General features: G+C 70.9%; 2 protein-coding genes. Both read right to left on the bottom strand.

Going from position 1 to position 1619, the window contains the following annotated elements:
• The coding region (locus ACFWPJ_RS32315) for a ferredoxin reductase (RefSeq protein ID WP_378857251.1) at nucleotides 1-595 on the bottom strand (595 nt) is incomplete at its 3' end.
• Nucleotides 592-1482: a metal-dependent hydrolase gene (locus ACFWPJ_RS32310; protein WP_378857249.1), complete on the bottom strand. Its 891-nt coding sequence runs from the start codon at nucleotides 1480-1482 to the stop codon at nucleotides 592-594. The genes ACFWPJ_RS32310 and ACFWPJ_RS32315, both read right to left, overlap by 4 nt.
• Nucleotides 1483-1619: the final 137 nt, after the last annotated feature.

The raw sequence follows: 1619 nt of genomic DNA, 5'->3' as shown, positions 1-1619 counted from the left end.
GGCCGCAGTATACCATCGTCCACGGCACGCCGAGCCGGTCGGCGGCCCTGGCCATTTTCAGGATCGGGGTGATGCCGATGCCGCCGGCCACGAAATGCAGTCGGCGCGCGGTGGATCCGCGGCCGGGTGGGGCGAACAGGAAGGCATTGCGCGGACCGCGCACCATCAGTTCCGTGCCGACCGCCAGCTCGTCGTGCACCTCGATCGATCCGCCGCCACCATCGTGGATGCGGCGCACCGCGATTCGGTAGGCGCCGCGGTCGGCGGGTTCGCCGCACAGCGAGTACTGGCGGATCCGGCCCGACGGCAGTTCCAGGTCGATGTGCGCGCCGGGCTGCCAGCGCGGCAGACTCCGCCCGGTCGGCGACTCGAGGCGCAAACTCACCACGTCGGCGTCGGCCGCGACGAGCACCCGATCGGTGACGACGACCGGGAAACGGTTGTCGTTCACGCCGGATTCGAGTTTGCCCCGGTTGATCAGCGTCGACAGACTCACCTTCGCGGTGGCGATCCGGTCGAGGACCCGGGTGGTCGGATCGTGGACGTGCTTGCCGTACAGGTCCGGCGGCAGCACGGTGGGGACGGGGCGGGTCACTGGTTCGCCGCCCTGGCCGCGGGAGACTTGGCGAGGTACGCGATCGCCTGCTCGGTCGACCCGACACTGTTCGGCGAATAGCGCGGGTTGAACGTCGACAGCGCGCTGATCGCGAGCGCGCGCAGCCGCGGCAGCGCCCCGCGCCGCATCGCGCCCAGGATCCGCCACAGCAGCATCGGGTAGCCGATGTTCGGCATGCCGGGATCCTGGTTGATCAGGTAGCGGGTGCCGCGCAGGACCAGCACGAGCAGGATCGGGATGACGATCATCATCATCACCGCGCGCCGCAGATAGCCCGCGCCGAAGTAGATCGCCACGTCGTGGGCGACATTGCGGTGTTCGACCTCTTCGGCGCCGTGCCAGCGGAACAGGTCGAGCATGCGCGGGTCGGCGTGGTGTTTCTCCAAGTCGGCGTTGAGGATCCAGTCCCCGAGCCAGGCGAAGAAGTGCTCGAGGCTGGCGATGAAGGTCAGCCGCTCCACCATTCGCGCCTCGGTGGCCGCGGTGCTGCCGTCGCGAGGGCCGAGGGTGTTGCGGAAGACGAATTCCATCTGCCGCACATACGGCGCGGTGTCGATGCCGTGCGCGGCGAGCACCCCGGCCAGTACCTTCTGGTGGGTCTCGGCGTGCATCGCCTCCTGGCCGATGAAGCCGAGCATGTCCTCGCGCAGCTTCGCGTCCTCGACGTACGGCAGCGCCTCGCTGTAGGCCGCGCAGAACATCCGTTCCCCTTCGGGGAGCAGCAGATTCAGCGAATTGACGACATGGGAGGCGACCGGTTCGTCCGGCATCCAGCGCAGGGCGGTGTCGGTCCAGTCGAACTGCACATTGCGCGCGTGCAGCGCGACGTGGGCGGGCTGGGCCCGGCGGCGGCGAAGCGACTTCATCGGGACCCCTCCGACGGTGCGGCGGGGCCCCCCCGCCCGGCAAACCCGGGGGCCCCCCCCGGGGGCGCACACCCGGGCCGCACGCGCGCCCCCCCCCCCCCCCCAGCCCCACGCGCGCGCGCGGGCCCCGCCGCGGG

Source organism: Nocardia sp. NPDC058497, from assembly GCF_042720195.1.
GTDB lineage: Bacteria > Actinomycetota > Actinomycetes > Mycobacteriales > Mycobacteriaceae > Nocardia.
The sequence above is the reverse complement of the archived record's forward strand: the minus strand, read 5'-3'. Positions and strand labels throughout refer to the sequence as shown.

Bases quoted from the DNA above. Each gene is read 5' to 3' on its own strand.
- ACFWPJ_RS32310 (WP_378857249.1), bottom strand. From the start codon at position 1,482: ATGAAGTCGCTTCGCCGCCGCCGGGCCCAGCCCGCCCACGTCGCGCTG.